The organism is Telluria sp. B2 (assembly GCF_051789535.1).
Lineage (GTDB): Bacteria > Pseudomonadota > Gammaproteobacteria > Burkholderiales > Burkholderiaceae_D > Telluria.
Genome location: NZ_CP196525.1, coordinates 351,165 through 376,677, shown reverse-complemented (window position 1 = coordinate 376,677; position 25,513 = coordinate 351,165). Strand labels below are relative to the sequence as shown.

The 25,513-nt window shown below is 62.3% G+C and carries 19 protein-coding genes; 8 read left to right on the top strand and 11 right to left on the bottom strand.

What is annotated here, in order from left to right; translation table 11 throughout:
- The first annotated feature begins 53 nt into the window (after window positions 1–53).
- The gene (locus tag ACSUZJ_RS01705; protein WP_499412721.1) at window positions 54–989 is read left to right on the top strand and encodes a c-type cytochrome; all 936 of its coding nucleotides are present in this window, start codon (window positions 54–56) and stop codon (window positions 987–989) included.
- Between the two features lie 78 nt (window positions 990–1,067).
- Here the strand turns inward: ACSUZJ_RS01705 and ACSUZJ_RS01700 are convergent, their stop codons facing one another.
- Window positions 1,068–1,340: a hypothetical protein gene (locus ACSUZJ_RS01700; RefSeq protein ID WP_499412720.1), complete on the bottom strand. Its 273-nt coding sequence runs from the start codon at window positions 1,338–1,340 to the stop codon at window positions 1,068–1,070.
- Window positions 1,341–1,354: 14 nt separating this feature from the next.
- Between ACSUZJ_RS01700 and ACSUZJ_RS01695 the strand changes: the two genes are divergently transcribed.
- Together ACSUZJ_RS01695 and ACSUZJ_RS01690 are read left to right on the top strand one after the other, a co-directional pair.
- Entirely contained in the window at window positions 1,355–3,616 is a 2,262-nt protein-coding gene (locus ACSUZJ_RS01695) for an RIFT barrel domain-containing protein (RefSeq protein WP_499412718.1), read from the top strand.
- Between the two features lie 157 nt (window positions 3,617–3,773).
- On the top strand, window positions 3,774–4,976 hold the full coding sequence (locus tag ACSUZJ_RS01690) for an ISL3 family transposase (RefSeq protein WP_499409742.1): 1,203 nt from the start codon (window positions 3,774–3,776) through the stop codon (window positions 4,974–4,976).
- A gap of 87 nt (window positions 4,977–5,063) precedes the next feature.
- Here ACSUZJ_RS01690 and ACSUZJ_RS01685 read toward each other — a convergent pair whose 3' ends face one another.
- Window positions 5,064–7,127, bottom strand: coding sequence for a M13 family metallopeptidase (locus tag ACSUZJ_RS01685; RefSeq protein ID WP_499412716.1), 2,064 nt, complete (start codon window positions 7,125–7,127; stop codon window positions 5,064–5,066).
- Window positions 7,128–7,263: 136 nt separating this feature from the next.
- Window positions 7,264–9,318 carry a M13 family metallopeptidase gene (locus ACSUZJ_RS01680; protein ID WP_499412714.1) on the bottom strand — a complete coding sequence of 685 codons (2,055 nt, stop codon included), beginning with the start codon at window positions 9,316–9,318 and terminating at the stop codon, window positions 7,264–7,266.
- 759 nt (window positions 9,319–10,077) lie between these two features.
- Here ACSUZJ_RS01680 and ACSUZJ_RS01675 point away from each other — a divergent pair.
- From ACSUZJ_RS01675 to ACSUZJ_RS01665, 3 genes are all read left to right on the top strand, one after another.
- Window positions 10,078–11,493 (top strand): S41 family peptidase, encoded by a 1,416-nt coding sequence (locus tag ACSUZJ_RS01675; protein WP_499412712.1) that lies wholly within the window; start codon window positions 10,078–10,080, stop codon window positions 11,491–11,493.
- A gap of 330 nt (window positions 11,494–11,823) precedes the next feature.
- The gene (locus ACSUZJ_RS01670; RefSeq protein ID WP_499412710.1) at window positions 11,824–12,945 is read left to right on the top strand and encodes a beta-ketoacyl-ACP synthase III; all 1,122 of its coding nucleotides are present in this window, start codon (window positions 11,824–11,826) and stop codon (window positions 12,943–12,945) included.
- 184 nt (window positions 12,946–13,129) lie between these two features.
- Window positions 13,130–13,888, top strand: coding sequence for a DUF8692 domain-containing protein (locus ACSUZJ_RS01665; RefSeq protein ID WP_499412708.1), 759 nt, complete (start codon window positions 13,130–13,132; stop codon window positions 13,886–13,888).
- Window positions 13,889–14,042: 154 nt separating this feature from the next.
- On the opposite strand, the gene ACSUZJ_RS01660 is transcribed toward ACSUZJ_RS01665, so the two are convergent.
- The 8 genes from ACSUZJ_RS01660 to ACSUZJ_RS01625 form a co-directional block, all read right to left on the bottom strand.
- A complete protein-coding gene (locus tag ACSUZJ_RS01660; RefSeq protein WP_499412706.1) occupies window positions 14,043–16,082 on the bottom strand; it encodes a 2,4-dienoyl-CoA reductase FMN-binding domain-containing protein in 2,040 nt (679 codons plus the stop codon).
- A 194-nt stretch (window positions 16,083–16,276) separates the two neighbouring features.
- Window positions 16,277–16,732, bottom strand: coding sequence for a hypothetical protein (locus ACSUZJ_RS01655; RefSeq protein WP_499412704.1), 456 nt, complete (start codon window positions 16,730–16,732; stop codon window positions 16,277–16,279).
- 19 nt (window positions 16,733–16,751) lie between these two features.
- Window positions 16,752–17,207 (bottom strand): DUF2721 domain-containing protein, encoded by a 456-nt coding sequence (locus ACSUZJ_RS01650; protein WP_499412702.1) that lies wholly within the window; start codon window positions 17,205–17,207, stop codon window positions 16,752–16,754.
- Window positions 17,208–17,286: 79 nt separating this feature from the next.
- Window positions 17,287–18,243, bottom strand: coding sequence for a prolyl aminopeptidase (gene pip, locus ACSUZJ_RS01645; protein WP_499412700.1), 957 nt, complete (start codon window positions 18,241–18,243; stop codon window positions 17,287–17,289).
- A 51-nt stretch (window positions 18,244–18,294) separates the two neighbouring features.
- A complete protein-coding gene (locus ACSUZJ_RS01640; protein WP_499412698.1) occupies window positions 18,295–19,611 on the bottom strand; it encodes an amino acid deaminase in 1,317 nt (438 codons plus the stop codon).
- A 16-nt stretch (window positions 19,612–19,627) separates the two neighbouring features.
- Entirely contained in the window at window positions 19,628–20,029 is a 402-nt protein-coding gene (locus ACSUZJ_RS01635; protein ID WP_499412696.1) for a DUF2750 domain-containing protein, read from the bottom strand.
- A gap of 304 nt (window positions 20,030–20,333) precedes the next feature.
- Window positions 20,334–21,185: a CPBP family intramembrane glutamic endopeptidase gene (locus tag ACSUZJ_RS01630; RefSeq protein WP_499412694.1), complete on the bottom strand. Its 852-nt coding sequence runs from the start codon at window positions 21,183–21,185 to the stop codon at window positions 20,334–20,336.
- Between the two features lie 47 nt (window positions 21,186–21,232).
- Window positions 21,233–21,448, bottom strand: a complete 216-nt coding sequence (locus ACSUZJ_RS01625) for a hypothetical protein (RefSeq protein WP_499412692.1) — start codon at window positions 21,446–21,448, stop codon at window positions 21,233–21,235.
- Between the two features lie 417 nt (window positions 21,449–21,865).
- Between ACSUZJ_RS01625 and ACSUZJ_RS01620 the strand changes: the two genes are divergently transcribed.
- Window positions 21,866–23,200 carry an HlyD family secretion protein gene (locus ACSUZJ_RS01620; protein ID WP_499412690.1) on the top strand — a complete coding sequence of 445 codons (1,335 nt, stop codon included), beginning with the start codon at window positions 21,866–21,868 and terminating at the stop codon, window positions 23,198–23,200.
- A gap of 82 nt (window positions 23,201–23,282) precedes the next feature.
- Complete coding sequence (locus tag ACSUZJ_RS01615; protein WP_499412688.1) at window positions 23,283–25,427, top strand: peptidase domain-containing ABC transporter; 2,145 nt, start codon at window positions 23,283–23,285, stop codon at window positions 25,425–25,427.
- The last annotated feature ends 86 nt before the right edge of the window (window positions 25,428–25,513 follow it).

The following is a 25,513-nucleotide window of genomic DNA, read 5'->3' as shown; positions in this document are numbered from 1 at the left end:
TGGGCAAGCGCAAGCGCCGGATGGCAGGTTTTTTTAATCGTATTAAGGAAATCATGAGCGACGCACACAATGAACAATCGTTTATCCGGACGCCCAAGCAGCTCATCGCGGTGGTCGCTGGTTTCTTCCTGGTAATCGTCATCGGCATCATCCTGCTGGTTGCCTTCGTCACGACCGACAAACTCGAAGGCGCCGGTAGCCAGAGCCTGAGCGATGAGGCGGTCGCGGCGCGCCTACGCCCGGTGGCCGAGGAAGGTTTTACCCTGGTCGACGCCAACGCACCGAAGGTGCTGCAGGCGGGCGACGCCGTCTACACCGCCGTGTGCGCGGCCTGCCACAGCAGCGGCGCCGCCGGCGCGCCGAAAGTCGGCGCCGCGGGCGACTGGACCGCACGCCTGGCCCAGGGCTACGACACCCTGGTGAAACACGCCATCGAAGGCATCCGCGCGATGCCGGCCAAGGGTGGCAACCCGGACCTGGATAACCTGGAAGTGGAACGCGCCGTCGTCTACATGGCCAACCAGAGCGGCGCCAAGTTCAAGGAGCCGGCCGCGCCCGCAGCGCCGGCAGCCGCACCGGCCGCAGGTGCGCAGACCGAAGTGGCTGCCGCCCCGGCGGCGCAGAACGCCGCGACCGCCTCGCCGATCGCCGGCACCCCGTCGACCCCGGCACCGGCTGCAGCGGCCCCTGCCGCGGCGCCGGCCGCCCCTGCCGCGGCTGCCCCGGCAGTGGCCAGCGCCGACACCGGCAAGGCCCTCTACAACAGCGCCTGCGTTGCCTGCCATGGGGCCGGCATTGCCGGCGCACCGAAGGTGGGCGACAAGGCAGCCTGGGCGCCACGCATCCAGCAAGGCAACGCCGTGCTGTACGAGCACGCTATCAAGGGCTTCCAGGGCAAGGCCGGCGTGATGCCGCCGAAGGGCGGCGCCAGTGCTCCGGACGCGGACGTGAAGGCAGCGGTCGACTTCATGGTCGCAGCCGCCCGCTAAGCAGGCTATGCCGTTATAAAGGTGACATCCAGTTACAAACAAGGCCGCAAAGTTTGCTGCCAGAGCACCTGAGCGAAATCAGGCGATGCGCTTCCGAACCGCCCCATGGGGCGGTTTTTTTATTGCCGTGCTTTCGACAACAGCAATATAAATACAGCCGGAAAAGCTTTCAAGCTGAATAATCTTCGTGGAAAAAGCACTAATTTTGTGTTGTATTTGGGCGAAATTTTGAACAGACAGCTTGATTTTGCTGTTCCTGAGTTTTGCTTTGGCGTAACCTTCAGGGAATTCCCAGGGGCAATAATTTGTGCCTCTCAGTAACTTCCTTGAAGACGGCCATGACTCTCCCATTCCACACTCATGCAATGCGAATCGCCGCAATCGCGGTATTCGGCAGTACCCTGGCCGCCTGCGGCGGCGGCGGCGGCGCGGGTTCGAACAACAACCTGGCCAGCAGCAGCGCCTCTGCGCCGGCCCCCGCTATCCCCGGCACCACCCCGCCGGCTGACGGCGGCCCTGCCGTTGCCGTCACGCCGGACAGCGCTGCCCCTGCCGGTCCGTCGACCGCGCCGATCTCGGGCACCACGAACGTGCCCCTGCCCGAGGTCATCGCGCCAGTGGGCGAATACGCCGTATACGGCGTCGTAACCGATGTGCGCATCCAGAACACCAGCAGCGTGGCCCAGGTCAATACGCCAGTAACCTTCGGCCAGGTATTCGCCGTGGGCGACCTGCCGCAAGGCTATTCGCTGGTCGGCCGCCTCGACGACGGCACCAAGGTGCCGCTGCAGCTCGACGTCAAGGCGCTGCACCCCGACGGCTCGGTACGCCACGCCATCGTGTCAGGCATCCTGCCGGGCCTGGCCGCCTCGCAGACTCGCGCCATGTCGCTGATGAAGACCAATGCGCCGATCACCCCGGGCACCCTGTCGCCGACAGTGCTGCTGTCGAACGGCTTCAGCTCCTCGGTGCACGCCACCATCAACGGCGTCGAGTATAAGGCGTCGGCCGACGACATGATCAAGAGCGGCTGGAAATACAACACCTGGCTGTCGGGCGCTGTCGCCAACGAATGGCAGGTATCGGCGCCGCTGCGCACCGAGGGCGGCCAGGAACACCCGCACCTGACGGCGCGCTTCGCGATCCGCTGGTACGACAGCATCAAGAAGGCGCGCGTCGACGTCACCCTGGAAAACAACTGGGCCTACGAACTGAACCCCAGCAACATCACCTATGACGCCAAGGTCGTGGTGCGCGGCCAGGAAGTGTATGTGAAGCCGGCCCTGACCCACCTGCACCACAGCCGCTGGCGCAAGATGTTCTGGTGGGGCGACGAGCCGCAAGTCCACGTACGCCACAACAGCGCCTACCTGATCGCCAGCCGCGCGGTGCCGAACTACGACCAGAGCATCGTCACCTCGGAAGCGACCCTGAACGGCCTGAAGGCGAAATGGACCGGCAGCGCCATCGAGCCGATGGGCGTGGGCTTGGCCAATCCGTACATGCCGAGCACCGGTGGCCGTAACGACATCGGCCTGTTACCGGGCTGGGCCGCGACCTACCTGCTGACCATGGACCCGCGTGCCAAGGCTGTCACGCTGGGCACGGCCGACCTGGCCGGTAGCTGGTCGGCGCACTACCGCGACAAGAACACGGACCGTCCGATCAGCCTGATCGACTATCCGTACATGACCATCCTCGGCACCAAGGGCGACACCAAGAATCCTGTGACAAAGCAGTACGAAGCCTTCCCGGCCTGCCCGAGCACGAGCTGCGCGACGCCGAACAAGCACGACACCTCGCACCAGCCGGCCTTCGCCTACCTGCCTTACCTGGTGACGGGTGACTACTACTACCTGGAAGAGCTGCAGTTCTGGGCTTCGTACAACGTGTTCCAGTCGAACCCGGGCTGGCGCAAGAACGTTCAGGGCCTGGTGGCCGACGACCAAGTGCGCGGCCAGGCATGGAGCATGCGTACGCTGGCTGAAGCGGCTTACATCACGCCGGACAGCGACCGCCTGAAGGATCACTTCCAGCGCATCATGGCAAGCAACCTGAACTGGTACAACGCGAGGTACACGAGCAATCCGAACGCCAACTTCTTCGGTGTGCTCGACATGAATAGCGCTGTTATCTACAACAGCAAGCGCGGCGTGGCGCCGTGGCAGGACGACTTCTTCACTTCGGCCATCGGCCACGCGGTGGAACTCGGCTTCGAACAGGCGCGCGGCCTGCTGGCCTGGAAAGCCAAGTCGCCGGCAATGCGCATGACCGACCCCGGCATCTGCTGGATCGACGGCGCGCTGTACTCGATGAGCATCCGTGACTCGGCCACCAGCCCGTTCTACACCAGCATGGCACAGGCGGCGGACGCCAGCGAGACGGCCACTTTCCGCTCGCTGAGCTGCGGCAGCGCCGAGATGGCTTCCTTCCTGAAACTGAAGGTGGGAGAGATGACCGGTTATTCGTCGACCGTGATCGGCTACCCATCGAACATGCAGCCAGCCTTGGCGTATGCCGTGGATGCCCGCCTGAGCAACGGCGCCGCCGCCTGGGCCAAGTTCATGGCCCGCAGCGTCAAGCCGAACTACGGCACCGGCCCGCAATTCGCCATCGTCCCGCGCTAAGCGGCGGCAGGCAGACCCGCCCCCGGCACCGCAAGGTGACCGGGGTTTTTTTAGGTTCTTCACGGATTAGCGGGAAGCAATGCTAAAAACAAGAAAGCGGTGAAGAAGAGCTAGACTTGTTGTGCGACCAACAAAGCTGACTCAACTCACCGCTTTCATGACGAATCATAATCTTGACCTCCCGTTCTGGGAAGGGTTCATTGCATCTAAATTGGAACGCGGACCTGACGCAGTGTGGATCAACCTGCGACGCGATCCTGGGGCGCCGATGGTATGCGGCGGCTGCGGCCATCACTGTCATCAGATACACGAAACAGGCCTACGCACTATCCGCGAGCTGCCCATGTTCGGTTTGCCGGTGTGGCTGCGTGTGCCTCTCAGACGGCTTCGGTGTGGTCAATGCGGCACCCGTACTGAGCGCGTGAGCTGGCTCGACCGGCACGCCCGAGTGACCCGCGCCTTGGCTGAATTTGTAGGCTTGTGGTGCGAGAAGCTGCCGGTAGCCCATGTGTGCAAGCTGGCGCAGCTGCACTGGGAGACGGTGCGCAATATCGAGCGTGCCAAGCTGGAACGTGAATTGGCTACCTTGCCTGCAGCACAGCCAACCCGGCTTGTCATGGACGAGTTTGCGCTGTTCAAAGGCCATCGCTATGCCACGGTCGTGCTCGATGCCGACAGCCGGCAGGTGCTCTGGGTCGGCGAAGGCCGCAGCCGCGAGGCCATCCGGCCGTTCTTCGAATGGCTCGGCCCTGAACGCTGCGCCAGGATCGAAGCCGTAGCGATGGACATGAATACCGCGTTCGACCTGGAAGTGCGGCGGCAATGTCCGAAAGCGCGCGTGGTCTACGACCTGTTTCACGTCATCGCCAAGTATGGCCGTGAAGTCATCGACCGGGTACGCGTCGACGAGGCCAATCGTCTGCGAGACGATCGTCCACAGCGTAAAGTCGTCAAGCGCTCCCGCTGGCTGTTGCTGCGCAACCGGGAAAACGTCCCGCCGACGCAGCAGGCGAATCTGGATGAGCTGCTAGCCGCCAACCAGGCTTTGATGACGGTGTACGTGATGAAGACGACACTTAAGGAACTCTGGCAGACATCAGGCGGATGGCAATGGCTTCTCGCCTGGCGGAACTGGCTCAGGATGGCGCGCGACAGCGGAATCGAGCCGCTCAGGAGATTCGCTGCCAAGCTCAAGCCTTACTGGCGGGGCATTGCAGCACGGCTGCGCTGGCCGATGCATACCGGCCAGCTCGAAGGCATCAATAACCGCATCAAGGTCATGAAGCGGATGGCCTACGGCTACCGCGATAGCGACTTCTTCTTCCTGAAGATCAAAGCCGCATTTCCCGGAAATCCGTGATGAACCTTTTTTTATTGCCCCGACCCGCCGGACGAAAAAAAACCGCCCAGCTTGCGCGGGGCAGTTTTTGCAGCGGAAAGCCGGTGCTTACCAGATAATCACGCGGTCCTTCGGCGCCAGGTACATCTTGTCGCCCTGCTTCACCTTGAAGGCTTCGTAGAAGCCCGGCTGGTTCTTCAGGGTGCCGTTGGCGCGGAACTGCCCCGGCGAGTGCGGGTCGGTCTTCACCTGGGCGATCTGCGCCGGCTCGCGCATCTTCGAACGCCACACCTGGGCCCAGCCCATGTACAGGCGCTGTTCGCCGGTCAGGCCGTCGATCACCGGCGCCTTCTTGCCCTTCAGCGAGATCTTGTAGGCTTTCGCAGCGATGGCGAGACCCGAGTTGTCGGCGATGTTCTCGCCCAGGGTCAGCTCGCCGTTGACGTGGTAACCCGGCAGCGGCTCGTAGGCGCTGTACTGGTCGACCAGCATCTTGGTCTTGGCCTTGAAGTTCTTGTGGTCCGACGGGCTCCACCAGTCGCGCAGGTTGCCGTCGCCGTCGTACTGGGCGCCCTGGTCGTCGAAGCCGTGGCTGATCTCGTGGCCGATCACGGCGCCGATGCCGCCGTAGTTGACCGCGTCGTCGGCGTTGGCGTCGAAGAACGGCGGCTGCAGGATCGCGGCCGGGAACACGATTTCGTTCATCTCCGGGTTGTAGTACGCGTTGATGGTCTGCGGCGTCATGCCCCACTCTTCGCGGTCGATTGGCTTACCCAGCTTGTTCAGCTCGCGGTCGGCTTCGACCACGCGCGAACGCATCACGTTGCCGACCAGGTCGTCACGCAAGACGGTGAGCGCCGTGTAGTCTTTCCACTTGTTCGGGTAGCCGATCTTCGGGGTGAACTTGGCCAGCTTGGCCTGCGCTTCCTTCTTGGTCGCCGGGCTCATCCAGTCGAGGGTGTTGATCGACTCCTTGTACGCGGCCAGCAGGTTCGCCACCAGCTTTTCCATGCGCGCCTTGCGTTCGGCCGGGAAGTGTTCGGCCACGTACAGCTTGCCGACTGCCTCGCCCAGGCTGCGCTCGACCGCGCCGACGCCGCGCTTCCAGCGCGGTTCCTGCTGCGGCGCGCCCGACAGGGTGGTGCCGTAGAAGGCGAAGCGCTGGTCGGCGAAGTTCTTCGACAGGTAGCTGCCGTAGGCGTCGATCAGGTGCATCTGCAGGTAGGCCTTCCAGGTCTCGAGCGAGGTCTTGTTCGCGACCTCGGCGAAGCCCTTCAGGTAGGTCGGCTGGCTGACGATGACGTAGGAGGTCTTGCCGGCGATGCCGGCGCCTTCCAGCCAGGCTTTCCAGTCGAAGCCGGGCGCGACTTCGGCGAGTTTGGCCAGCTCGACCTTGTTGTAGGTCTTGACCGGGTTGCGGTTCTCGACCTTGGTCCACTGCACGCGTGCGATCTCGGTCTCGAAATCGAGGATGGCTTTCGCGTTGGCCGCGGCGTTCTTGTCGCCTGCCATCGCCAGCATCTTCTCCATGTGCTGCTGGTACTTGGCGCGCGCGTCGGCCAGTTTGGCGTCGTCCGCCTTCAGGTAGTAGTCGCGGTCCGGCATGCCCAGGCCGGCCTGGTACAGGTCGGCCACGTACTTGGTCGAGTCCTTGGCGTCCTGGTGGATGTAGAACACCACCGGCACTTCCAGGCCCAGCTTGACCATGCGCGCCAGCACCGCCGGCAGTTCCGACTTGTCCTTGATCGCGGCGATCTTCGCCAGTTCGTCGTTCAAGGGGGTGATGCCCAGCTGCTCGAGCTTTGCTTCGTCCATGAAGCTGGCGTAGAAGTCGCCGATCTTGCGGGTTTCGCTGCCGGCGGCGGCGTTCTTGTCGGCGGCCGAGCGCTCGATGATCGCGCGCAGCTGCGGCAGGGTGTCGTCGCGCAGCTTCATGAACGAGCCCCAGCTCGACTTATCGGCCGGAATCTCGACGGTCTTGAGCCACTTGCCGTTCAGGTATTCGAAGAAGTCGTCCTGCGGACGCACCGACGGTTCGATGTATTCGGTTGCGATACCGGCCGACAGCACCGGCGCTTTCGCGTTCTTGGCAGCCGCACCGGCAGCGCCTTCGGCCTGGGCGAAGCCGGCGATCAGGGCCAGCGTCAGGGCGCTCAGCATGTGTTTCTTCATCTGTCTCTCCACTGTCTTGGATGTTGTGGGAATGAAAGAGGCCGGCGCACAAGGACGCCGGCCCGTATCTGTCAACGCGGTCACATATGCATACGTCCTTTAGGTACGGGCGTTATGCATGACCAGACTGACGACTTTACCAGATCGAGACGCGATCTTTCGGCGCCAGGTACATTTTGTCGCCTTCTTTCACGCCGAAGGCTTCATAGAAGGCCGGATGGTTCATCACGGTGCCGTTGGCGCGGAACTGGCCCGGCGAGTGCGGGTCGGTTTTCACCTGCACGATCTGTTGCGCTTCGCGCATCTTCGAGCGCCACACCTGGCCGAAGCCCATGAAGAAGCGCTGGTCGCCGGTCAGGCCGTCGATCACCGGAGCAGGCTTGCCCTTCAGCGAGATCTTGTAGGCTTTATAGGCGATGGCCAGGCCCGAGTTGTCGCCGATGTTCTCGCCCAGGGTCAGTTCGCCGTTGACGTTGTAGCCGGGGATCGGGCTGTAGCCGTTGTACTGCTTGACCAGCATGTCGGTGCGCTTCTGGAAGGCATCACGATCCTCTTTGGTCCACCAGTTGCGCAGGTTGCCTTCGCCGTCGGACTGGCTGCCCTTGTCGTCGAAGCCGTGGCCGATCTCGTGGCCGATCACGGCGCCGATCGCGCCGTAGTTCACGGCGTCGTCGGCGCGCATGTCGAAGAATGGCGGCTGCAGGATCGCGGCCGGGAACACGATCTCGTTCATCGAGCTGCTGTAGTAGGCGTTCACCGTCTGCGGCGTCATGCCCCACTCTTCGCGGTCGATCGGTTTACCCAGTTTGGTGATGTTGCGGTCGTAGGCGAACTCGGAAGCGCGCTTCACGTTGCCGACCAGGTCGTCGGAGCGGATCGCCAGCTTCGAGTAGTCGCGCCACTTGTTCGGGTAGCCGACCTTCGGCACGAATTTCGCCAGCTTGGCCTGGGCTTCGACCTTGGTGGCCGGGGTCATCCAGTCGAGCTGGTCGATGCTTTCCTTGTAGGCGGCGGTCACGTTCTTCACCAGCTCTTCCATGCGCGCCTTGCGCTCGGCCGGGAAGTACTTGGCCACGTACAGCTTGCCGGCGGCTTCGCCCAGCGCGCCTTCGACCAGCGACACGCCCGACTTCCAGCGCGGACGGTTCTCGGTCACGCCAGTCAGGGTCGTGCCGTAGAAGGCGAAGTTGGCGTCGACAAAGGCTTTCGACAGGTAAGGCGAGTATTCGCGCAGCAGCTGCCATTCGAAGTAGGACTTCAGGGTCGCCAGGTCGGTCTTGGCCAGTACCTCGTTGAAGCCGGTCAGGTAGCTCGGCTGGGCGACGATGACGTAGTCCAGCTTGTTGCCCACGCCGGCAGCGGCCAGCGCCGCGTTCCAGTCGTAGCCCGGGGTCAGCTTGGCCAGCTCGGCCACGCTCATCTTGTTGTAGCGCTTGACCGGGTCGCGGTTCTCGACCTTGGTCCACTGCACCTTCGCCAGTTCGGTTTCGAAGGCGACGATGGCCTTGGCCTGCTCGGCGGCGTTCTTTTCGCCGGCCAGGCTCAGGATCCGGGCCACGTGCGCTTCGTACTTGGCGCGCGTTTCCGCCATGCGCTTGTCGTCGAGCTTCAGATAGTAGTCACGGTCCGGCATGCCCAGGCCGCTCTGGCCGATGTAGGTCGCGTACTTGGTGGAAGCGCGCGCATCCTGGCCGACGCGGATGCCGTACGGGGTCGCCACGCCGATCTTCGACAGGTGGGCGACCAGGTTCGGCACGCCCTTCTTGTCCTTCAGGGTGCGGATGCGCTGCAGTTCGCTCGCCAGCGGCTTCACGCCCAGGGTTTCGAGCTTCGCTTCATCCATGAAGCTGGCGTACAGGTCGCCGATCTTCTGCTCGTCGCTGCCGGCCTTCTTGCCCGTGTCCTTTTGCGCCGCCTCGATGATCTCGCGCAGGTGAGCCTGGGCGTCGTCGCGCAACTGCATGAAGGTGCCCCAGCTGGCCTTGTCGGCCGGGATCTCGGTCGACTTCAGCCACTTGCCGTTCAGGTAAGTGAAGAAGTCGTCCTGCGGACGCACCGAGGTGTCGATGTACTGGACGTCGATCCCGGAGATCGGCGCGCCCGATGGGGCGGTAGCGCTTGGGGTGTCGCCGGCATGGGCGAAAGCCGCCAGCACGGACAGGGTCAGGGTGCTCAGAAGGGTGCGTTTCACAGGAAAGTCCTTGGTTGCGGAAAAAGCGGCGCATGGCCACGAAAAAACGGGACGCGGCGGGTAAGCCCCGTCCCAGGGTTCAATGTGCTTCTCCGATGCGGCGTGGGCGCGGCGACGGATCCCCGGCGCATGGCAGTGGCGCCGGCGCGGGGAGCCGGGGGAGAAAAACGTGTCCAGGGAAGCGGCGGCGCCCGGCGAATGCCAGGGCAGGATTGCACGCCGCGCCCGTCAGGGCGACGCAGGCGCGGGTTCAGCGTCTTCATCTCTTGTATTTTTTATAGGACCGCGCGTCTTGGCGGCGCGGCCGTGATCATTTCTTGTCGGGCCATTCTAGCGGCTGCCGGGAAAACCGTTACGGTCGGGACCGTTTTTTTACTTTTCGATACAACAGCCCGCCACATCGTCAGAAACCGCTCCGCCGTCGCGCGCCCCGCCGCCATGCCTGCACGCGCCGGACGTAAAAAAGCCCACGACAGGGCCGTGGGCAAAAGTCCACTGGGGAAAGTGGAGAGAGAGAAAAACTGCAATTGACTATAAGACCACGCTACGCACGCCGCGCCGATTCTTACAATTGCTTACTGGAAGGCCAAACGGCTTTACAAACATCGGACTTCGAGGCGATGCACCGCATTTGCGCCGGCGCCACGGCGTCCCCGGGCGAATCGGGTTTATACTGGTCACGCGCTACCTCATGCGTGACTACGCGGCCGTGCCGCAGCAAACAACGCGCAGCAAATAACGCGCAGCAAACGACGATCTATGGGCTCCACTCTGAAGAACACCGGCCTGCTGGCTGTCGGCGTCGCCGCCGGCGTCGCGGTCACGATGCAGTTTTCCGCGCTCGCCTACAAGCCGGTCGAGCCGAGCCTGCCGCTCGACGGACTGCGCCAGCTCGCGCAGGTGGTCGGCGTCATCCAGTCCGACTACGTCGAGCCGGTGGAAGGCGGCAAGCTGCTGACCGAGGCCATCAACGGCATGGTCGGCTCGCTCGACCCGCATTCCGGCTACCTCGACCCGGCTGCCTACCGCGAGCTGCGTGAAGGCACCGAGGGCCGCTTCGTCGGCCTGGGCATCGAGATCGGCCAGAGCGACGAGGGCTATGTCGAGATCGTCGCGCCGATGGAGGATTCGCCGGCCGAGCGCGCCGGCATCCAGGCCGGCGACCTGATCACCCGCATCGACGGCCTTGATGTGCGCGGCCTGGGCCTGGAGGAAGCGGTCAAGCGCATGCGCGGCACGCCCGGCACCCGCGTCACGCTCACCATTGCGCGGGCAAGCGCGCCGCAGCCGCTGGTGGTGACCGTCGAGCGCCAGGAAATCGTGCAGAAAAGCGTGAAGGCGAAGATCGTCGAGCCGGGCTATGCCTGGCTGCGCATCTCCCAGTTCCAGGAGCCGACGGTGGACGACATGGCGGCCAAGCTGGCGGAACTGGCGCGCACGGAGCCGCAACTGAAGGGCCTGGTGCTCGACCTGCGCAACGACCCGGGAGGCCTGCTGCAGGGCGCGATCGGGGTGGCGGCAGCCTTCCTGCCCGAGGGTGCGGAAATCGTCTCGACCAACGGGCAGCTGGCCGAAATGCGCCAGCGCTTCTACGGCCGGCCCGAGTACTACATGCTGCGCAGCGGGCGCGATCCGCTGTCGCTGGTGCCGCACCAGTTCAAGACCCTGCCGCTGGTGGTACTGGTCAACACCGGCTCGGCCTCGGCCTCGGAAATCGTCGCCGGCGCGCTGCAGGACCACAAGCGCGCCGTCATCGTCGGCACCCAGACCTTCGGCAAGGGCTCGGTGCAGACCATCCGCCCGATCGGCGGCGACGCCGCGGTCAAGCTGACCACGGCGCGCTACTACACCCCGGCCGGGCGCTCGATCCAGGCGCGCGGCATCGTGCCCGACTTCGCCGTCGACGAAACCGCCGAGGACGACGGCCTGAACGCGCTGCGCATGCGCGAAGCCGACCTCGAACACCACCTGTCGGGCGACGCCGAGGAAGCCACGCGCCAGGACGACATCGAGGAACAGATGGCCCTGCTCGAAGCGCTACGCCAGCGCAAGCCGCTCGCCTACGGCAGCGCCACCGACTTCCAGCTGGCCCAGGCGGTCAGGCACCTGAAGGGCGAACCGATGCAGCTGTCGAAACGGCAGGAAGGCGCGAAGCTGGCCAGGCACGCGCGCTAGTTTAGTCGCTGCACGCCCGTAGGGTGGGCGCCCCGCGCCCACGCGGACGCCAGCGCATGTTGGCTTCGTTTGCATGTCAAGGTTTGCTCCGGGACCGTGCGTCTCAATGCGCACCACGCAGCTCGAAAAGGAGCCAACACGACGCATCGTTTCGCGTGGGCACGGGTGCCCACCCTACGGACGCAATATCGCTATGGCAAAGCGCCACGCTGAACCGAAGAAACTGCCTACAAAATAGACAGCCCGACAATTCCCAGGCCCTCGTCGTTTGTGTAGAATCGCCTTCAGTCTCGGGGGAAGCTCCCCCTTATCTCCTTTGAAAGTCCTGATATGAAAACTGTCGTCATCAGCGGCACCGGCCTGTTTACGCCTCCGTATTCCATCTCCAACGACGAGCTGGTGACGGCGTTCAATGCCTACGTCGAGCAGTTCAACCTTGAAAACGCCGCCGCCATCGCCGAGGGCAGCGTCACCGCGCTCGAGCCGTCGAGCAGCGCCTTCATCGAAAAAGCATCCGGCATCAAGTCGCGCTACGTGATGGAAAAGGAAGGCATCCTCGATCCGACGCGCATGACCTCGCGCATTCCCGAGCGCGCCGACGAGGAGCTGTCGCTGCAGGCGGAAATTTGTGTCGCTGCCGCGACCGACGCGCTGAAGCGCGCCGGGCGCGTTGCTGCCGACATCGACATGGTGCTGGTCGCCGCTTCCAACATGCAGCGCGCCTACCCGGCCATGGCGGTCGAGGTGCAGGAAGCGCTGGGTATCGAAGGCTTCGGCTTCGACATGAACGTGGCCTGCTCCTCGGCCACCTTCGGTATCCAGACCGCGATGGCCGCCGTCCAGACCGGCCAGGCGCGCGCCGTGCTGGTGCTGAACCCGGAAATCACCAGCGCCCACCTGAACTTCCGCGACCGCGACAGCCACTTCATCTTCGGCGACGCCTGCACCGCGATGGTCATCGAAGCGGCCGACACCGCCGTCAGCGAGCACCAGTTCGAGATCCTCGATTCGAAACTGAAGACCAAGTTCTCGAACAACATCCGCAACAATTTTGGCTTCATGAACCGCTTCGACGAGTCGGGCGTGGGCAAGGCGGACAAACTGTTCCGCCAGCAGGGCCGCAAGGTGTTCAAGGAAGTGTGCCCGATGGCCGCCGAGATGATCCGCGACACGGTGCAAGCCGCCGGCCTGGAGATCCCGCAGGTGTCGCGCTACTGGCTGCACCAGGCGAACCTGAACATGAACCTCCTGATCGCACGCACCCTGCTCGGGCGCGACGCCGAGCCGAACGAGGCGCCGGTGATCCTCGACACCTACGCCAACACCTCGTCGGCCGGTTCGATCATCGCCTTCCACAAGTACCAGGACGACCTGCCCGCAGGCGCGAACGGCGTCATCTGCTCCTTCGGCGCCGGCTACTCGATCGGCTGCGTCGTGGTGCGCAAAAAATAAGTATTTCCGCCCATCGGGCAGCAAGACAAGGGGTCCGTTTCGGCGGACCCTTCTTTTTTGTCTACTCTGTCGTTACAGCGCAACTTCTGCTGCGCCGCGGTATCGAAACATTAAATAATTTATATTATTTCTGCTAATATCCGCCTGAAAATTAAATTTCCATCAATAATAAAAGGTGAATGTCATGGCAGAGATCAGCGATTCGCAGGTATTACGCGCGGAAGCGCGTCAACTCGTCATCGGCCCACCTGACCTGTACAGCCTGCACCGCAAGCTTCTCTTCGTTGCGCTGCTGCTGGTGCTGGCCCACGGCGCGGCGATGGCGCTCAAGTACTACGCCGGCAACGACATGGCGCTCGGCCTGGTGCCGCTCTTCGACTTCTACGAGGAGCACAACGTCCCGACCTACTTCTCTTCCCTGAACCTGCTGCTCACGTCCTGCCTGCTGTTCGCAACCGCCCACTTGGCGCGCGAGGCCGGCCACAAGGACGTGTTGGCCTGGCGCATCCTGGCGGCCGGCTTCCTGTTCATGTCGGTCGACGAATTCGCCGACCTGCGCATCATCCTGAGCAAGATCGTCAAGTCCGTGGCCGGCGCCCACTTCGAAGCGGTGCCGGTGCTGTCGGTGGCGTGGACGATACCGGTGGCGGCAATCGTGGTGGCGGTAGCGCTGTACATGATCCCCTTCCTGCTGCGCCTGAAGAAGGTCTACATGTTCAACTTCGCGCTGGCCGGCGCGGCCTTCGTGTTCGCGGCCATCGGCTTCGAAACCATCGAGGGCCACCATGTCGCGCAGACCGGCGGCGTGCGCGACGTCGCCTTCATGCTGATGGTGACGGCGGAAGAGACGATGGAAATCTTCTCGATCCTCTACTTCCAGTACTTCGTGCTCCGTTATATCAACGAGTATCACCGCGGTTTGTACCTGCGCCTGAGCTACTGAGGTACTCGGGACGCGCGCCGGAGGAACGTAGGGTGGACGGCTTCGCCGTCCACGCGTTCAACCAGCGCTTGAAAGTGTCGCGCTCACGTTCTAACGTGATTTGAACGCGTGGACGGGAGACCCGTCCACCCTACGGGTTGATGCATCGACCGCGTTACAAGCGCGCCGCCAGTTCCGCGCCCTCCCGGATCGCGCGTTTCGCATCGAGTTCGGACGCCAGCGCGGCGCCGCCGATCTTGTGGAAGCGCGGGCCGCCAGCCGCAGCGCTTGCCGACGCGATCGTCAGCTCGTCCAGGCTCTCCTGCCCTGCGCAGATCACCACGTTGTCCACTTCCAGCAGCTGCTGCTTGCCGCCCACCGTGATGTGCAGGCCGGCGTCGTCGATGCGGTCGTACTGCACGCCCGCCATCATCCTGACGCCACCACGGGAGAGCGCCGCGCGGTGCACCCAGCCCGAGGTTTTACCCAGTCCCGCGCCCGGACGCGTGGTCTTGCGCTGCAGGAGCCACAACTGGCGGTAGGGGTGGGCCGGCACGGGTTGCACCAGTCCGCCAGGCGTCTTGACCTCCAGGTCGACGCCCCATTCCCCGGTCCAGGTGGACACCGGCTGGGGCAGCGGGTGCTTGGGATCGTGCAGCAGGAATTCGCCGGTGTCGAAACCGATGCCGCCGGCGCCGATGATGGCTACGCGTTTGCCCACCGGCGCCTTGTCGCGCAGGACCTCGAGGTAGGACAGCACCTTCGGGTGATCGATGCCGGGAATCGCAGGCTTCCTCGTGCGCACGCCGGTGGCGACGATGACCTCGTCATAGCCGGCCGCCAGCAGTTCCTCGCGCGTGACGCGCCGGTTCAGTTCGACCCGTACGCCGCTCGTTTGCAGCTTGCGGCCGAAGTAGCGGATGGTCTCGGCGAATTCCTCCTTGCCCGGGATTTGCATGGCCACGTTGAACTGGCCGCCGATGCGGCTCGAGGCTTCGAACAGCGTCACCTGATGGCCGCGCTCGGCCGCCACGGTCGCCGCCGACAGGCCGGCCGGGCCGGCGCCAACGACCGCGATGCGGCGCGGCGTGTTCGTCTTCGCGTACACCAGTTCGGTCTCGTGGCAGGCGCGCGGGTTGACCAGGCAGCTGGCGCGCTTGTTCGAGAAGGTGTGGTCGAGGCAGGCCTGGTTGCAGCCGATGCAGGTGTTGATCTCGTCCACGCGTCCGCTCGCCGCTTTCGCGACAAAAGCGGCGTCGGCCAGGAAGGGCCGCGCCATCGAGACCATGTCGGCATCGCCGCGCGCGATCAGGCTCTCGGCTTCCTGCGGCATGTTGATGCGGTTCGAGGCCACCACGGGAATGCCCACTTCCTTGCGCAGGCGCCCCGCCACGCTGGCAAAGGCCGCGCGCGGCACCGAGGTGACAATGGTCGGTACGCGCGCCTCGTGCCAGCCGTAGCCGGTGTTCAGGATGCTCACGCCGGCGTCTTCCAGTGCACGGGCGACGGTGACCACTTCGTCCCAGGTGTTGCCGCCCTCGACCAGGTCGAGCACCGAGTGGCGGTACATGATGATGAAGTCGGGACCGACGCTCTGGCGGATGCGGCGCACCACTTCCAGCGCCAGGCGCATGCGGTTCCCGATCGGGCCGCCCCATTGGTCGGTACGCGTGTTCACGCGCGCGCACAGGAACTGGTTCAGCAGATAACCCTCGCTGCCCATCACCTCGACGCCGTCGTAACCGGCCAGCTTCGCCAGCTTCGCGCAGCGCGCATAGGCGCGGATGGTGGCCTCGATGCCGCGCTCGGTCAGCGCGCGCGGTTTAAAAGGGGAGATCGGCGACTTGGTGGCGGTCGCCGAAACCACGAAGGGCTGATAGCCGTAGCGGCCGGCGTGCAGGATCTGCAGCAGGATCTTGCCGCCCTCCTCGTGCACGGCGCGGGTGACGCGGCGGTGGTTCGGCACGTCGCCGAGAAAATTCAGGGTGCCGCCCATCGGGAGCAGCCAGCCCTGGCGGTTCGGCGAGATGCCGCCGGTGACGATCAGCCCGACGCCGCCGGCCGCGCGTTCGCGGTAGAAGGCGGCCAGCTGGCCGTAGTGGTAGAAGCGGTCTTCGAGCCCGGTGTGCATCGAGCCCATGATCACGCGGTTCTTCAGCGTGGTGAAGCCCAGGTCGAGCGGTGCGAGGAGATGGGGGTAGGCGGTGTTTGTCATCACGGCATTAAACCGTGAAATCGTGGAGCGGGGGTTCTAAACGTGGGGGTCGCCGCGATCGCAAACGTTTCGACATGCAGGCGCTCTACAGCGTGGACACAGGTGTCCACCCTACGAAAACCGCCTTTGTAGGGTGGGCACCTGTGCCCACGCGGTCGTACCGTGGCAAACCACCACGGTACGCAAAAAACCAATCAAACGAGATGACTCTCCGGCGCCCGCAACTCCGCGAACTGCTCGATGCTGCCGATCCGCACCACCACTGGATTCAGGCTCGCGTTCGGCGACAGCGAGCGCCAGGCGAACTGCCATTCCTGTTCGCGCGCCTGGGCCGCGCTCTTGGTGAAGGCAGCGCCCAGCGGCGAACGGCTGCCGTATTCGACGGCGCCGTCGATGCCGGCCCAGTTGGGCAGCGCGCGCTGCACCGCGCGGTGCAAGCGCTCGCCGAATTCCTCGGTGTTGTGGATCACCAGGCAGCAGTCGGCCGGCGCGAGCACGTCGAACAGGGTCTTGTTCCAGGCGCGCGAGAACGAGACGGTGAGGAAGCCGCCGGTCGGGACGAGCCGGAATTGTCCGGCCGTGAGCGCCTGCTCGAGGTCGCTGCGCATGCCGTAGCGGTGCAGGGTGGGAGGGCGCTGGTAGTCGTGCATGGGGTACTCGATTCTTGGGTTAGGTGCGGCGCGCCGGCGGCGCCAGGCTGACGTCGTGGCGCATGCGCATGAAGCGCGAGGAGATGAAGATCTCGCGCAGGAAAAAGACGAAACTGAAGATCAGGCCGAGCATCGCCAGCACGAAGGAGGCGGCGATGTACTTGTCGAGCTTGATGTTGGTGGAGTCGCCCAGGAACAGCATGGCAATGACCAGGCAGACCAGGAAGCCGCAACCCGTGCTCGAGGTGATCGCGTAGTTGATCAGGTGCGAACGGCGGTACAGCACTTCGAGTTCCTCGGTGTACTCTTCGTTGGCGGCGATGTGCAGCCGGTCTTCCAGCACGCGGGTACGGTCGATGATGCGCGCCAGCCGATTGGTCAGCACCGTCAGCTTGGTCGCCACGCCGGTCAGCAGGAACACGGGCGCGATCGCCAGCTGGATCATGTGGCCGATGTCGCTAATCTGGATATTCATGAGAACACGTTTCTTGGCTTTGTGGGTGTGTCAGGCGTAGTGTAGCAGCCGCACGCGCGGCGCAGAAAGCGCGCCGGCGTCAATCGAAACGCCTGTGGCGCTTGAACTGTTCGGTGGCGCCGACCAGCGCGCGCGCAATGCCGGTCTCCAGCGCGCCATGCCCGGCATCCGGGATCATGCGCAGCTTCGCGCCCGGCCATGACGCGTGCAGGCGGTGCGCCGACAGTGGCGGACAGATGACGTCGTAGCGGCCCTGCACGATCACGGCCGGCAGGTGGGCGATGCGTCCGATATTGCGCACCAGCTGGTCTTCCGAGAGGAAGGCGCCGTTGGCCATGTAGTGCGCCTCCAGCCGGCCCACGCCCAGGTCGAGCGTATCGGAGGACTGCTCTTCTTCCTGCGGCAGCAGGAACACGCGGCGGCCTTCGAAGCGGCTCCAGGCACGCGCCGCCGGCCAGTAGACGGCCGGGTCGTCGCACAGCAGGCGGCGGGCATAGGCCTGCAGCAGCTCGCCGCGCTCGGCGGGCGGAATCGGCGCGATGAATTCCTCGTACAGCTCGGGATAGAACCACTGCACGCCGTGCAGGAACCAGTCGACTTCGGCTTGCGTGCACAGGAAGATCCCGCGCAGGACGAAGCCGAGGCAGCGTTCCGGGTGCGCCTGGCCATAGGCCAGCGCCAGCGTCGAACCCCAGGAGCCGCCGAACACCAGCCACTGCGAGATGCCGAACATGACGCGCAGGCGCTCGATGTCCTCGATCAGCAGTTGCGTCGTGTTGTTGCGCCACTCGCCCAGCGGCGTCGACTTGCCGGCGCCGCGCTGGTCGAACAGGATCACGCGGTAGGCGTGCGGGTCGAAGAAGCGGCGGTGCTGGGGCGACAGGCCGGCGCCCGGGCCGCCGTGCAGGAACAGGACCGGGATGCCGTTCGGGTTGCCGACCTCCTCCCAGTAGATCGTGTGCAGCTCATCGACGGCAAGCATGCCCTGGCGGATGGGCTGGATCGGGGGGAACAGCGACGGCGGGGTGGCAGGCATGGCGGCTCTCTTGAAGGTCGAGCAAGAATTGTAGCCTACCGCCCCCTCCTTTCAGAAGAAGGTATTGAAGGCGCCGCGCACGACGTAATGGTCGTCCACCGCCAGCAGCAGCTGCCACTTGTCGAAGGTCGTGCACGGGTGCGAAATGCCACAGCCGACCAAGTCGCCCACCGCCAGTTCCCTGCACAGCGGATGCGCCTCGGGCAGGCGCAAATAAGCGTGCTGGTCGTTCATCTTGACGATCGTCGAGCCGGGCGGCAGCGCGCCCGGGGCCCCGGGGCCGGGACGGTGGTGCCAGAGCGGCGCGGGCAGGTCGGCGTCGTAGGATGCGTCGCGCTTGCCCATGGTGAGGATGGCGAGATCCGGCTCCGGACGCGACTGCACCATGGACCACACTTCCAGCGCCGGAAGCAGCCCGTCAGCCTCGTCTTCGCGCGCATTCAGCTCGCGGAGATGGCGCTGGTACAGGCCATGGTCGCTCGTCAGGTAGCAGCCGCTGCGCAGCACCGCGCGCACGGGGCGCGACAGACCACCAACGTTCGCGAAGCCGCGCGCGACCAGGTCGAAGTAGGACGAGCCGCCGGCCGACAGCAGGATTTCCTGCCCCGTGAACAGGCCTTCGTCGTCGGCGCTCTGCACGAGTAGAACCAGCTGGGCGAGGAAAGCGTCGACCGCGCGCAGGTCGGCCTCGCGGTCATCCGTCACCAGCAGGCCTTCGTAGCCTTCGAAACCGGCCAGCAGCAGGCCCGGCGCGCCCTCGACCGCACGCGCCACCGTCAATGCTTCCTCGGGCGTGCGGCAGCCGGCGCGTTTTCCCGCCAGCCCCAGCTCGACCAGCACCGGCAGTGGGCGCCGTAGAGGATGGGCGGCGACGGCCTCGGCCAGGCGAGCGACGCCGGCCAGGGAGTCCGCCAGCACGATGCACTCGAAGTCGGGATCGCCGTGCAGCAGCGCGAGGATGGCCTTGATGTCGGCCGGGGCCACCAGCTGATTCGCCATTAACACGCGCCGCACATTGAAACGGTGGGCCACCTGCACCTGGGTCGCATTGGCGAGCGTGATACCCCAGGCACCGTTGGCGAGCTGGGCGCCGAAGAGCTGCGGACTCATCGTCGTCTTGCCGTGCGGCGCCAGCGCCACGCCGTGACGCTCGCAGAAGCGGCGCATCCAGTCGAGGTTGTGCTTCAGGGCGGAAGTCTTCAGTACCGCCACCGGGAAGCTGGTGTCGGCATGGAGCACGTTCCAGCCCTGCACGGCGATCGCCCCCTGGCGCAGCGGCTCGGCAATCGGCAAACCTTTGACGCCCGGAACCAACAATTGTTCATCGAGGCAGGCCAGGGCCAGCCCATCTTGCGGCAGTGGATGCATGGAGGTCTCGTCGGTGTTATTCGCTATGGCCGGCTTGCGCGCGATGCTGGCTCAGCCGCCATTCGAGGTCGGCGCGCAGTCCCTCGTGGCTCGGAGTCAGGCCGTATTCGTCCGGCGTGTACGTGATACCAGGCAGCACGCCATCGTGCTCGAGCTGGGGCAACAACTCATCGAGCAGCTCCTGCAAGGCAAAGGCATGCGGCTCGTAGCCTTCCCACTCGAGCACGGCGCACTGCTGCGCCAGCTCGCTCGAAGGCCAGAGCGGGAAGACCAGGGCGCCGTCGTCGGTCTTGCCGATTGCCCAGCCATCGCAGTACAGGCCCCAGACTTCGCCGGTGGCGGCGACGCGGCGTACGAAGTGTTCGTAGCGCAGCTGCTTGGGGAGAACGATGACGGAAGAGGTGTCGCTGGCATCCATTGTTTGTGGCCTGGCTGTGGGGACAGGTGCAGGATACAAAAAACGGGGCTGATGGGACGCGCTCTTGCGCATCCTATTGAGACATCACAATTTTCGAGTAAGCGATTAGCAAGCTTAATAGGTGATGCAGGTTCAAGCCAACGCACGAATCGGCGCTGCTCGTCGGTCATGTCGTCATAAATATGTATGAACCCCTACCATATGAGGAGAATATATAACTCGGTCGATGACCGCAAATAAATAACAGCGTAGGAGCTCACCTGCGTGTAGGTAGTAGTTATTATCAATAGGCATAAAACCCGGCTCATGATTCGTGAAAGTCTTCTTCAGGCAATAATTTCACTCCCTCCTTAACCCAGCACCGAGCATATATTAAAATACAGCTACTTGTCAAAAATAAAATAAACATCAGCTTCCAATTGGAAAAAATCGGAAGTTCTTCGTAAGACTGAACAATATTGTTTAAAGCAAAATTCTCAATTAACAAAGCGCCGAAATTAAATATACCATGGACAACTGCACAGAGCCATAGAGAACTTGTTGTTATGTATATCCTACAGAGTGCGAGAGAGAAAACCATTGTGCTAATTACATGTAAATTCGAATAATGTAGCAAAGTGAAAAGACAGCTACTATAAAACGCTGCGCTGCGCTTATCGAATCGTCGGCTTAACTCTGAAAGCAAAAGTCCTCTAAAAAAAAATTCTTCTGCAAATGGCGCAATTATAACGGAGCCCAAGCACAGCAAAAGCCACTCGGCAAAGTTATACTCCGGTCTAGTAAGATTTGGCGGATACGCCCAAAACGAATAGGCTAAGTCTACATCGACTTGAGCCAGAAGGAAGGTTTCGATTCCATCTTCACCATATGCAAATGCAAGCAAAGATAGGCCCAAAAGGCTTGCAATTATGACGTGTAATGATTTTGGCTTCCCCCCCAATATTTTGGTTGCTTCGGGTTTTTTTATGCGGTATAGACATATAGGAACAATTATTAAAATAGAATAAAGTATTACCTTTCCTATAAAACGAAATAAAAGCTCACTTTCTCTCAGCACCGAGAGCGGAACAAAAAAATTAATTAAAGTAGAGTATAGACTTCGCATTCCAAATGCGAAGATAAGCACAATGAGCAAAGTGCGTATTGGTTTTAACATTGATAATCGAATCTGCCATCATTACAATGATGGCAGATTCGCCTCACTTATTTTTGTTGTTTGTGGACTGCATCATAGATGCTAATCCCAATCCACGATCCAAGGGCATCTAACATGCCCATCAAATCATTAAACTCTCTACCTGCTTCGGATTCGCCGCGCGTAGGACGTGGTAGAGTCCCACTTTTCGGGGGCGTCTTTTCCTTAGACTTTTTCTCCCCACCCGCGACTTGATCAATTTCATTAAGACTGAGTTCATACATGATTTTCTCCTTTTCCATATAGTTGGGTTCATCGACTTGCTGGCCAGCGCCGATGTAGCCACTATATGAGATGGAAATTCATGCGTCCACAAGGAAATATTTCCTCCTTGCCCCCTGTCAATGTGAGAAATCTCAATTGTGAATTGATGTTACGAAAACGGCCGCTGCGCGGCATATCGATAGTCTAAGGTCATATTTGTTTTAGGCTTATAACAAGACTACCAATGCTCATACCTTAGCAAATATTGCTGATGCGGCAAGCAAGGCCCCCTAACGACGTTATTAACGTCTAATCGCTTATTAGATTCATTGTTAACATACCTCAATTTTTTTTCGATAACTACGCCTATCCTTGGGGCCTTTCCTCTACACAATGTAGCATTGAAGGATTCTTACGCGATTTTGGGAGACATTAACTTGCGCGACGACGTTACAGCATCGGACAAGAATGCGGAAAAGATGCTTCCCAAGCAGTCTTCCGATCCGAGACCAAAAACCTTGTTTCGTCAGGAGGCTATCAACCATGTAACGGTCCGCCAGTACGGGACTGTGATCCTGACCCGTCCTGTCAGTCATGTTGTTCTCACTTGCGTATTCGTGACGTTGGTATCGTTGCTCATCGCGTTCTTCGCCTTTTTCGAGACGATCCGCAAGGCGCCGATCCAAGGTATGCTAGTTCCTACGACCGGGGTGATCCGGGTTTTTTCCAACCAAGTCGGTGTCATCAGGGACATTCGCGTCAAAGAAGGCCAATTCGTGCGCGAAGGCGAAGTCCTGTTTGTCGTGTCCAGCGAGCGGAGCACTTCTGATCCGCGCTCCACGGAAGCGCTGATTTCCGAACTGCTGGCACAGCGTCGCGACAGCTTTCATACCGAGCTACAGCAGGCAAAGGCACAGGCCGGACAGCGCCGGGCAGCACTGCAGCAGCGTGCGCAGGATCTACAGAGTGAAATCAGGCGACTCGACAATCAGGCGCTCATGCAACAGCAGCGCATTACCCTGTCTGAGCACACCGTGGCACGCTTCGCGCAGTTGAAAGCAACGAATTACATCTCGGCCGCACAACTGCAGGAGCGCGAAGCCGAGCTGCTCGATCAACGCCAGCGACTGCTCGAGATCGAACGTATCCGATCCGCGACCCGGCGCGAGCTGGCAAGTACCCGGGCAGAGGAGCAGGATATTGCGGTGCAGGCGCTGCGCGACGAAAATGCCTTGCGCCGCAATGCGTCAACGCTCGAGCAGGACCTGACCGAGAACGAGGCGCGGCGTGAAATTCCTGTTCGAGCACGGCAAAGCGGGACGATCACGGCGATTGCCGCGAATCTCGGTCAGACCGTGGGCACCGCGACTTCACTGGCATCGATCCTGCCGGAAGGGCACAAATTGGAAGCGGAAATGTATGTGCCGTCGCATGCCGTCGGCTTCATTAAGCCGGGCATGACGGCCATGCTGCGCTACCGGGCTTTCCCGTACCAGAAGTTCGGCCAGCACCCAGCGCGCGTGCGCGAGGTCGCCACGACTTCGGTGCGTCCCGAAGAGCTGCCTACTTCAGCGGCGGCAATGCCGGGCGCGGCCCAGTCAGAGCCAGTCTATCGTATCCGGCTAGAGCTCGACCAGCAAACGGTCCGGGCCTACGGCGCGGCAATGCCATTGCGCTCCGGCATGCTGGTCGACGCTAGCGTCATGCTCGAGCGCCGCAAGCTCTACGAGTGGATACTGGAACCCCTGTTCAGTATCTCGGGCCGCCTCTAAGCAGAGACGGGTTGATTCTCACCATTCCGCCGGCCGCAGTTAGTTCGTGTGGCTATCCCAACCCTGTGATGGCGACTGAATTATGCAACTTTCTGTTCTTTCCCAGCTAGCTTTCTGGAACAACCGCCGGCTGCCCGTCCTGCTGCAAACTGAAGGGGCCGAATGTGGCTTGGCATGCATGGCGATGATCGCCAGCTACTGGGGTCATCGGACCGATATCCCGAGCATACGCCGCCGCTTCTCCGTGTCGATGAAAGGCGTAAATCTGAAGGGCCTGATGGCGATGGCAGGCGGTCTGTCCTTGCAAACACGCCCGCTCAAGCTGGACATCCAACATTTGCCCGAACTGAAGCTACCCTGTATCCTGCACTGGGACCTGAACCACTTCGTGGTGCTCAAGTCGATCTCGGCCACCCATGTCGTCGTACACGATCCTGCCGTCGGCGAACGTCGTACGACACTGGCCGAGTTCGGCAAGCACTTTACCGGCATTGCGCTCGAGCTGACGCCAACCGCGCAATTCAGGCCCAAGGAAGAACGCCAGCAGTTTTCCCTGGTGTCCCTCATGGGACATGTGATCGGCCTGCGCCGCGGTCTGTTCCAGCTGCTCGCGCTCGGCCTGGCCCTGCAGGTCTGCGCCCTGATCGCTCCCTTTTACATGCAGTGGATCGTGGACGAAGCACTGCTGGCGTCGGACCGCGACCTGATCACGGTGCTCGGTTGCGGCTTCCTGCTGCTGGTACTGCTCCAGACTGCGATCGGCGCCGTGCGTTCCTGGGTCACTACGGTGCTGTCCACCAGCCTGAACCTGCAATGGCTGGGCAATGCCTTCGTTCATCTTCTGAAATTGCCGCTACCCTACTTCGAGAAGCGCCATACCGGCGACATCGTGTCGCGCTTCGGTTCGATCCAGCAGATCCAGACCAGCCTGACGACCCAATTCGTCGAAGGAATTATCGACGGTGTACTGGTACTGGGCACTTTGGTCATGATGCTTCTGTATAGCACTACGCTGGCAGCCGTGGCCTGCGTCGCCGTGTTGCTTTACGCGCTGCTGCGCTGGGCGATATTCCGTCCCCTGCGCGATGCGAACTCCGAGGAAATCATCCACGCCGCGAAACAGCAGAGCCACTTCATGGAGACGGTACGCGGCATGCAAAGTATTCGCCTGTTCGGGCGCAGCGAAGAACGCCGTTCGGGCTGGATGAACTCGTTGACCGACGAATTCAATGCCCAGCTGCGCATCGCCAGGCTAGCGGTTTCCTACCAGACCGCCAACACCCTGCTGTTCGGCGGCGAGCGCGTGATCGTGATCTGGCTCGCAGCCCTCGCTGTGCTCAGCAATGAGTTCTCGGTCGGGATGATGTTCGCCTTCATCAGCTACAAGGACCAGTTCAGCCAGCGCATGGCCAGCCTGATCGACAAGCTATTCGAATTTCGGATGATGCGCCTACATGGGGAGCGCGTGGCCGACATCGTGCTGGCCGAACCGGAACGGGATGATGATGCAGCCGAGATCGACGCGAGCCATATCACGCCCTCCATCGAGATCAACAACCTGAGTTTCCGCTATTCCGACAGCGAGCCCGAGGTCATCCGCGAGCTCAACCTCAGCATTCCTGCCGGGCAATGCGTGGCGATCACCGGACCTTCGGGCTGTGGCAAGACGACCCTAATGAAGCTGCTGCTTGGCCTGCTCACGCCAACCGGAGGCGAAATTCGTATCGGTGGGATGCCCCTGGGTACGCTCGGCCTGGCGAACTATCGCCATATGCTGGGTACGGTAATGCAGGACGACACCCTGTTTGCCGGATCGATCGCGGACAACATCAGTTTCTTCGATCCGATGGTTGATATGCAGCGGGTCTATGGCTGCGCAGAGCTCGCCGCCATCGCGCCCGAGATCGCCGCCATGCCGATGGCCTTCAACACGCTGATCGGCGATATCGGGACCGGCCTGTCGGGTGGACAGAAACAGCGCATCCTGCTGGCGCGGGCACTGTACAAGAATCCGAAAATCCTGGTCCTGGACGAAGCGACCAGCCACCTCGATGTATGGAATGAACAGGCCGTCAACCAGGCCATCCAAAAAATTCCACTGACCCGCATCATCGTCGCGCACCGTCCGGAAACGATCCAGATGGCGGAGCGGGTAATTGTCTTGCACAACGGTCAGGTTGGCCAGGATCTCACTAAACCGGAACCTGAAGACAAGCAGGCGGCTTGATAACGGTAGCATTCAGAAAAAAGGCCCGAACGATTGCTCGTCCGGGCCTGTTGTTGCAGCTCAAGCGCCTTTGCTTGGGCGCTCGA